This is a genomic window from uncultured Aquimarina sp., from assembly GCF_947492405.1.
In the GTDB taxonomy this organism is placed as follows: domain Bacteria; phylum Bacteroidota; class Bacteroidia; order Flavobacteriales; family Flavobacteriaceae; genus Aquimarina.
Map to the genome: position 1 here is coordinate 668,444 of NZ_CANLMP010000002.1, position 9,542 is coordinate 677,985.

General features: G+C 34.0%; 4 protein-coding genes. All 4 read right to left on the reverse strand.

Annotated features, from left to right (window positions below; all coding sequences use genetic code 11):
- Positions 1-52: 52 nt before the first annotated feature.
- Positions 53-2,284, reverse strand: coding sequence for a polysaccharide lyase (locus Q0829_RS09160; protein WP_298541869.1), 2,232 nt, complete (start codon positions 2,282-2,284; stop codon positions 53-55).
- A gap of 43 nt (positions 2,285-2,327) precedes the next feature.
- Positions 2,328-4,172, reverse strand: coding sequence for a polysaccharide lyase (locus Q0829_RS09165; protein WP_298541870.1), 1,845 nt, complete (start codon positions 4,170-4,172; stop codon positions 2,328-2,330).
- Positions 4,173-4,250: 78 nt separating this feature from the next.
- Positions 4,251-7,610, reverse strand: coding sequence for a cellulase family glycosylhydrolase (locus tag Q0829_RS09170; protein ID WP_298541871.1), 3,360 nt, complete (start codon positions 7,608-7,610; stop codon positions 4,251-4,253).
- Between the two features lie 1,014 nt (positions 7,611-8,624).
- Positions 8,625-9,539, reverse strand: a complete 915-nt coding sequence (locus tag Q0829_RS09175; protein ID WP_298541872.1) for a PorP/SprF family type IX secretion system membrane protein — start codon at positions 9,537-9,539, stop codon at positions 8,625-8,627.
- Between the last annotated feature and the right edge of the window lie 3 nt (positions 9,540-9,542).

The following is a 9,542-nucleotide window of genomic DNA, read 5'->3' on the forward strand; positions in this document are numbered from 1 at the left end:
TCATTGATTAACCTATGTATAACAAGGTTAGATTGTGGGCATATACGAATCCTTATTTCACAAACAACAAGGATTGTTTAGAGTTCTTACTTCTACTAATCAGAAGATATGGGCCTGAAGGAAGTTCGGAAATATCCATAGTTTCGGATGTATTTTCTGAATTCAACTCTTTAATCACTCTTCCTTGAAGATCTACAATTTGAAGTACTTTGTACTTAGTAGACAATCCACTAACGTAAATAACATCTCCTTTGGCAGGATTAGGATATACTAACATTTTATCTTCAATTTCTTCAAAACCTGATGATCGATTACATCCCGGTACTGAAGAAGAATTACTAAAGTATAGCGTGAAATCTTTGGTTTTAGAAACTAACACAAAATTAGCTCCATCTCTGGTTACCCAATAAGATCCATCCAGCCCTTCAAAACCTGTATTACTAAGTGTTACCTCAGGGTTTGCATTTTTCAGTTGAAAGGTCATGGTATTTTTAAAGTCTACATACCAATCTGGAGATCCATTATTCGTATTAATCGCAAATTGATACAACCCATTATTAGCAGGTACCCAATTAATAGTAAACTTTCGGAAATTTCCTAGTTTAGGACCATCATCTCCTAGAACATGAACATTGGAAAAAGAAATCTTATCCATAGCACTTAAACCATTATTCACTGGAGTGCCAAATGAGCAACTATTGTCTCCACCTCCAGTGTTGGTACCTTGAACAGTTAATGTAAAAGTTGTCTCAGCTGTTTTACCTTGATTATCTGTAGCAACTGCTTTTACCGTATATACACCTGCAGAACGTCCGTTTACTTCCTGCGGATTAGGGGAACCATCATGTCCCCACTCGTAAGGAGCAACGTTTTCTTGACGAATCAGGCTATTATTGATATATAATTTTACATTAGAAACACTTCCATCAGAATCCGAAGCATTAGCTCGTATTACTATGTCGTATCCTTCTTGTACCGTAATATTACCGGAAGGAGAGGCAAAAGAAACGTTTGGAGCCTGGTTACTTGTTTGTTCTTGAATAATTACCGTTCTGGAAACTTCTGTAGAAAGTCCTTCTTGTCCTTTTTCAAAAGCTCTCGCTCCGATTGTATACGTCCCTGCTGTTGTCGGTGTCCAAGAATTTGTATATGGAGCAGTATAATCTTGACCATAATATCCACCATTCAATTTGAAGTTAACACGATCTACATCTCCATCAGGATCAGACGCATTTGCTCTTAATGTAATCGTTTCTCCTAAAGTAAAAACTTGATTATTTTGTGATGGATTCGTTAATGAAACTGTTGGTGGTTTATTATCTTCTCCTCCAGGAGGATTGCCACATCCTGTCCATACTTTAAAATCATCGAAAAAAGTATATTCTGTTCTTGGTGAATGCCAAACAGGATCTGTTCTACTTCCCCCACGATATGTATTCATAATCAAGGCATTAATTTTTAAGTTACTTTTTCCTGAATTACGAATTTTGGCATTATTATCACGATATGTTTCCTCTCCATCAATCCACATAATCACTTTTCCGTTTCTTTGTCCTGGGGTGTTCATTTTGATATATTGACGGATGGTATACCATCTATCATCCTTCAGATCAGAATAAATTCTTTTTCCATCTCCGCAATCTCCATTTTGTCTAGGTTGTCCATTTGTCTTTTCGGCAAAGTAACTATAAAGAATAAGATAGGGTTTTGTTGTTTGCGCTCTATTTCTTCTCCACATTAGCCTTGCAGACCATCCATTTGTATTGTATTTACATCCAGATGGAATGGTTCCACGACCAGTACTTTCACTATTAACACCGCTTGTCGAACCTCCTAAACCAGGCAATTTACCACCTGTAGCCCAGAAAAAATTATCGTCAAATTTCACCTTGTATTCTAAATAAGCTTCATCTACAGCATCAAAATAAGGATCAAAGAGAAAACCACCTGATCTTCCTGATGCATCGTTCTTTAAGTACTGTGCTCGCAAAGTTCCGTTGACAATTCTCGTCTCCTGTGGAGTATTTTCTATCAAATTACTTGGAGCACCAGGACCTTCTACTCCTCTGTAAGTAGATGCAGTCCAAGGCTTTACTTTGTTGTTAAAATCACTTTTTATATCAGCAATAGAATATCTTCTGTTATTCCAATTATTAAAATCTACATCGATTATAGAATTACATTGAGCAAAAGTTCGTTGATTGTTAAAAAGGAGTGAAATTACTATCAGAAGTGATAACGTAAAAACATTCCTATTCCGTTTATAAATAACCTTTTCTTTCATGATTGTAAAATTTCTGATTAGTTAATAAGTTAAGTTTGTATGATTAAATTTTTACCAGTTTATACCTTTTAGATCCACCTTTAAAAGACCTCAATTCAATAAAATAAAGTCCTGCATTTAAAGATTCCACGTTAATAGAGGTTGAATTTTCTTTTCCCAGTTTTATAGATTTAACTATCTGACTATTCACACTATAAATCACTATTTCATGAACAGATGCGTCTATCCCATTCATAAAAATGGAATTATTAGCAGGATTTGGATAGTATGAAAATGAATCTACTTTAGTTAATCCTGTACTTGATCGGTTCGCACAAGAAGGAGCCTGATTATCATTACTGAAGTATAATGTGAATCCTTCAGTTTTTGATACCATTACAAAACTATCTCCATCTCTAGTTATCCAATAAGAACCATCTAATCCAGATATTCCTGAATTGCTAATCGTTACCGAAGGATTTGATTGTCCAAGTGTATGCGTTAGTTTATTTTTTAGATCTACGTAATAAGAAGGAACCCCATTATTAGTGTTTATTGCAAATTGGTATAATCCGCTGTTAGCTGCATTCCAGTTAATGGTAAACTTTCTGAAATTACTCATTGAGGGACCATTAGATCCTAACACGTGAACTTCTGTAAAAGAAGTCTTTTCAATATGAGATATACTATTAGATATTGGTGTATTAAAAGAGCAACCACTTCCTGTATCTCCATCATCATCATCATTTAAAATTACAACTGTCCTAGAAACCTCTCTGGATAATCCTTCTTGATCTTTTTCAAAAGCTCGGGCAGCAATTACATACGTTCCAGCTTCGGTAGGAGTCCAAGATGCACTGTATGGACTTGAGGCATCTGATCTATAATATGCTCCATCAATTTTGAAATTTACTCGATCAATATCACTATCAGGGTCTGATGCATTTGCTCTCAGCGTAATTGTTTCGCCAAGGCTATAAGTTTCATTATCTATTGCTGGTGATGTTAACTCAACTATTGGAGCTTCGTTTTCGTCTTCTCCATCTCCGCCACCATTTCCTCCTGAATCTCCTATTCTAGTTGTAGAAACCTTAAAATCATCAAAGTAAGCCTCTAGATCTTTGGTGGGTTGAAAAGTCTCATCGCTACCTCCAAAAAAGGTAGACAAATAAATAATATTAAGATGAATATCTCCTTCATCTGCCTGACGATAATCACCATTATCTGTAATATTTATAGCCAAATCTCCATTTAACCAACCTCTCATAATCCCATCGTTCTGTCCGGGCGTATTTAACTTATTATACATTTCAACATGGTTCCATTGTCCTTTTTTAAACTTCACTTGATCAGGCTGAGGTTCTCCATTAGGTTCTTCATAAGGATCTGTTAAGCTCCAATTAATAGATGCATGCCATCCATCCCAAGTAGGTTCCGTATTATAATGCACATAAAACTCAATAAGTCCGTCGTACCTCCACATCAATCGTAGAGACATATTCCTTTCTGAAGTTTGATATGCTAAGCCCGGTAATTTACCACCCGCTCGAAATTCAAAATCTTCAGGAAAATAAACCCAATAACTGATGTATAATTCGTCATATTCCCCTTCTACATCAAAAGGAACTTTAGTATGCATTCCACTTTGTCCGGTTTTCACTTGACCTTTAGGATATTTAACATCTAGTACCTTACCTCGGTTCTCAAAATCAGAAATATGCACTCTTCCCTCATCTGCACCTTTGCAGAATGAAACATTTAAAGCTTCTTTAATTTGATCTCTATTATATTGACCAGAAGATAAATGATCAAAATCATTTTGATATACGTAGTTATCCTGAGCAAATAAAAATGAGGAAACACCTAGTAAAACAATTGTAAAACAATTTCTTATGTATTTGTAATTCATTGTGTGTGTATTTGAATTATTAGAATAATCATCAAGTAGTTTATGCAACTACTTGATGATTATATTGGCTAAGACAAATTATTGCTTAGTAAACAATATCGATTTTCTGAATTTTAGTCCTTTTATGATTAGGACATACATGCCTGACTTAAGATTAGAAACATCCAAACCTGTTTCTGTATTTTCAATAAATTTCTGAAGCACAACTTTTCCTTGCATATCTGCAACTTCTAATGTTGATTTTTCCTGAGCAATACCTATTACATTTAAGATATCATCACTTACAGGATTGGGGAACAGTTTAACGGTTGATAATTTATCCTGATCTACAGGCTCTTTATTATCGTTACAATTAGGAGAAGTCGCAGAATTACTGAAATAGATCGTAAAACCTCCATTCTTAGATATCATAACAAAATTGGCTCCATCCTTTGCAACCCAATAAGATCCGTCCAAACCGTTAAATCCTGAGTTATTAATTGTTACTTCTGGATTACTAGTATTAAACTTAGTAGTACTAAAAGGTCTTAGATCAACGTAATAATTAGGAACGCCGTTATTGGTATTCATTGCAAATTGATATAACCCATTGTATTGTGGATTCCAATTAATACTGAATTTTCTAAAATTGCTTAAAGAAGGACCTCCGTTTCCTAAAACATGAACTTCAGAATAAGAAACACTGTCAAATGCTGGTAATGCACTATTAAGCGGCGCGCCAAAGGAGCAGTCATTACCGCCACCTGTATTTTCGCTTTTTACAGTAAGTGTAAAAGTAGTTTCTGCTGTAGTTCCTTCATTATCTGTAACTACTGCTCTAAACACATGATCACCAACTGCTAAACCAGTTGTCTCTCCTGGATTAGGTGATGTGTTATGACCCCATTCGTAAGGATCAAATCTTTCTTGTCTTATAAAACTACCATCAATATAAAGTTTTACATTATCTATAGTCCCATCACTATCAGAGGCATTTACTTTAACATAAAGACTACTATATCCTTCATCGACGGTTAAATTACCAGAAGGGGCTGCAAAGGATACTACAGGTGTGTTACCTCCTCCGGTATCACTAGATACAGAAACATTTACATTACTAGAAGTTGTAGTCGCTCCATCATTATCTGTTGCCTTAACGGTTAAATTGTAATTACCAGCTTGGGCATTGTTAATTGTGAAAGAATAAGGAGCATTAGTATCTTCTCCTAATTTCGAGCTTCCTCTAAAAAACTCCACTTTGGTTATCGATCCGTCTGGATCACTGGCACTAGCATTAATCTGAATATTTGCTCCTACATCAAAATTAGCACCGTTAGAAGGGGAAGTAATACTTGCAGAAGGATTTTGGTTTCCTCCTCCTGAGCAAGGTACAATATTCCAGCTTGGACATGATTCTGTTACAAAATTTGTTGTGCCATCGCTTATTGGAAAATCTGGTGAATTCGGATTACGGGTATTATTCCATACATGAATTTCTGATGGATCTCCTTGTTTTTTTCGGGCAGTTGGGATTTCGTTTGCTCTACTACCTAAATTAAAAGTATTATCAAAAATCGCATTTCTAAAACCGGTATTAAATCCTGTTCCTCGATCTAAGAAGTCAACTCCTGCATTAAGAATATTAGATCCATCTCGATTAAAAGTATTATTATAAACAAAACCATACGCTCCTTTTAGGTCAATAAAAGCGTCAGCACTATTTTCTCCAGATAATCCCTGAGCAGAGAAAGTACAATTTCGAATAATTGTGTTTTCTGTTCCTTCTTTTACATCTACTCCTTCAGCTGTTACATTAGGACCAACTATACAACCCTCTATCGTGTTATTATCACATCTAGGATTGTATTTATTATCAAAAATATTACCTGCTTGTCCAGCACTTTCGTGCTGTCCTTTATCCGATCCTACATATAAACCTTCTCCGATACCGGGTTTTTTAATTCCTACGTTGTATACTTTACAATTTTTCACCAAATTGTTACTGGATCCATCTCTTAAGTGAATTCCTTCTTCTCCTAACTCACGAACCACAACATTATCTATAACACCGTTATTAGCATTATCAAGAACAAGCCCTTTAGAGCCTTCTTCTAATATTAGATCTTTAAGTATCCAATAATCCCCCAAAATAAACATTACATATCCATCATAATCTCCATTTGTTCCTTTAAGAATTGGAGGGTTCGAAGGGTTTTGTGCTCTAATTGTGATTGGTTTTGATGCGGTACCGTTTTTATCCGATCCAAATCTAGTTGCCTTGTTACCAAAATTGAATTTATCAGTAGCGGTATATGTTCCGGGAGCTACTATAATTTCGTCTCCAGGTTGTGCGTTTTGCATTGCGTTTCTAATACAATCTACAGAATTACAGTTGATTGTTCCACTTGGTCCATCGGGATCACTATCATCCTCTGACCAGTTTTTAATAAGGCCTTTTATATAGTCACCCGTTGGTGTTAACTGATCATTTTTCAATCCATTAATTCCTTTTCCTAATTCTACTACAGAAGATCTTTCTGCTCTAGTAGGGTCATTATTACTAGGCTTGTCACTAACTGACCAATTAACATGGCTGATATTATTGTCTTTAAAAAATTGCATCCACCTTTCTGTTTCCGGAATTTCTAAAGCTCCATCACCACTAGCATCTACTGCTCCCCATTCTGTAACAAATAACGCTATACCATTATTCATTGCCGTTGTTGCTTTTTGTCTTAAACCATTTCTATGTGTTCCTGAATAAAAATGCAATGTGTATGCTGTGTTATTATCATTTATAGGATTGTTAGAAGCAATGTCGACATCCTGAGACCAAGTTGGAGAACCTACTATAATTAGGTTATCTGGATCTTCAGATCTAATAGCTGCAATTACAGTTTCTGAGTAATTTTTTACTGTTGACCAAGATTGATTTATAGGTTCATTGTAGATCTCGTAGATCACATTTGGTTGATTTCCATAGATAGAAGCCATTTCTTTAAAGAAATCTGCAGCTTCAGAGGTATAATCTTCCGCTTCATGGGTGTGCCAATCAATAATTACATAGATTCCTTGATCAATAGCGGCATCAATTATTTTTCTGATTTTATTTTTTTGCAAATTAGGGCTGTCGATATAACCAGTTCCTCCGTCCCAGTTTTCTTTAACACCCATTGCTGCTCGTATTATGGAGCTATTCCAATTACTTACTAGATGCTCAACCGTTTCAGAATCATAAAAATCCGATGTATCTCCTGCATTACTCCAAAAAAGACTGTTTCCAGCAAGGCTCACTTCTTGATTATTCTTATCAACAATCCTATTCCCCTGCACTTTCAATCGTCCGTGTTTTTGGACGACAGTTTGGGCGGTCCCACTCGCCCAAATAAATAATACCATGGCTAACCAAAATAGTTGATTAGCTGAAAAATGTTTCTTGTGTGTGTAGTACATTTTCATAATTAAGTTTAATTGTGTGTTATTTTATTATTTTTAAATCAAATGATGTATACAACCTAAATAGCAATAGCTATATAAATTTCTATACATAATATTTACCCAAAGAAGATATAGGCTAACTGTTAGTAGCTGATAATTGACAAGCCATATCGAGATTAACTCAAAGAAGTTTTATACTCCTTAGGTTAAACTAACATATTCAAGCTGGTCTATAACCATTACTTACGAGCCAGAAATTCTTCTGGTACGATCCAATATTTAAAAAATGATATATCTAAATTCCGGAAGGGTGGGAGATAGAATTTAGAAATCGATATTTACTACTTGCTTTTTTTGTTTAATACAGATATTTGGTTTCTGGAGCTATTAAAATTCATAGGTTCGTTTTAATTTTTACTTAATATTTAATTTCCCAATTTCTGATTAAAGCCTTTATTTTGTTCTCCATTTTTTAATGAAGAAATATGCAAATCTTGTTATTTTACGTCCGAAAAGGGTAGTGATTCAGACGACTTTTTACTAACTAGTTTTATTTGTTTTTAGTATATCATACGTTTATAATATTTTAATTTTAGATGATATCCAAACCGTTTTACTTATTCTACTACGATCAAAGAGACTTAACCTACCTTGAAAAGGTTAACGCTATTCGTACTATTGTTTGAACAAAAAAATTCACAGTATCAAGATGCGTGTCACCTAAAGTAAAAGTATTATGATTTAGTTAATGTAATATTATAAACAAATAAGATTCCTATAATACACTTTTAGGGGTAAATAAATACAACAAACTGTTATTCAGATAATTAAAAAGTTAATAAAAATTAAAAAAAAAGGTATTTACGCACAGATTTTACACGGATAACATATCGATCTATCAAAAACACCTTGACACTATTAGTCAATAAATTCAGTAAAATAAAATCTATGTATCCACATCCAAAATTTGGATTAAATAATAATCTTCAAATTTTGAATTCATTAAATGTATTAAGGATTATAACTATCTAATGATTAAAACCCTTCACCTCCTTTATATGTAAGAATAAAACCATTGGTATTATTAAAAGGAGTATCACTGCCAAAAGCGGTATAACTATATGCAAAACGCCAATTTTTTAAAAAATAGAGTCCTACTAATCCATTAAATGATGAACTACTTCGATAACCAGCTCCAACCTCTATTCTATTTTTATAATTTGCGGATACATTAAAATCAAACTGAGCAGGTGCATCTTCTTCAAACTTAACTAACATACTTGGCTGTATTCTTATTTCTTCAAATCTATTGAGGTATAATCTATAACCTCCATATAAATAGTACGGTGTTTGAATATTTACATTTTGATCAGATGCGATATTATCAGAAAACAAATTTTGAACCGAAAATCCAACATAGAGTTTATCATGATTATACAAAACTCCAAAACCAAAGGTTGGAACGGTTACATTTACATCATTTTCAAAATTTGGGTCGCCTTGTATATTTAATCTTGTTAGATCTTCATTAAAAAATAGTACTCCTGTAGTAAGACCAAACGATAATACATTTGGATTATAATTCCACCATCTTGCTCGATTGTAATTCTCATCTAACAATATTTTATATGCATATGATGCAAAAAGAGTTGTTGCCGATGTTACTCCAATTTGATCGCTTATAAAACCTCCACTAATCCCAACATTATTATCAAAAACACTTGTGTTAAGAATTCCGGAGAAGGTTCTCGGACTTCCTTCGAATTCATTTAGATAACCAAAATTACTTATACTTACTTCTGTTTCTGGAGAGTATCCTGAATGAGCAGGATTAATTAATACTTGATTATAGTAATAATCAGCAAAAACCGGTGTTTGTTGAGCTTGTATAGAACTACTATTTAGTGACAAAATTAGTATTGTCAATATTAGATATATATTTTTAGTCATAAG